Genomic DNA, 368 nt, shown 5'->3' with positions numbered 1-368 from the left:
TTAACCTATAAAAGGTCCAACTTCATCCTAGCGATAGGAATCAGAAGGTTAAAAAGATTGCTTGAATCGCATACATGCGACTCGGTTGATTACTTGATTACTTTCAATGTCGTTTTATCCAGTTTTCAATGAACAAGAAAAAAGTTTTGAACACTCACAAAATGAGCCTTCAAAACTGAACGCAAAACGTTAACGTGATAGATCGAAGATCTATCTTCCGAATGTTTCTTCCGTATTTCAGGCAAGAAAACATAATCCTTAGAAAGGAGGTGATCCAGCCGCACCTTCCGATACGGCTACCTTGTTACGACTTCACCCCAATCATCTGTCCCACCTTCGGCGGCTAGCTCCCCTAAGGGTTACCCCAC

At 41.8% G+C, this 368-nt stretch carries 1 rRNA gene; it reads right to left on the bottom strand.

Features of this window, described 5'->3' with window-relative positions:
- Nucleotides 1-262 precede the first annotated feature (262 nt).
- Nucleotides 263-368: ribosomal RNA gene (locus CSV68_RS16935) — 16S ribosomal RNA — on the bottom strand; the annotation flags it as partial.

Source organism: Sporosarcina sp. P29, from assembly GCF_002743265.1.
In the GTDB taxonomy this organism is placed as follows: Bacteria; Bacillota; Bacilli; order Bacillales_A; family Planococcaceae; genus Sporosarcina.
This window is presented reverse-complemented; position numbering and strand designations above follow the sequence as displayed.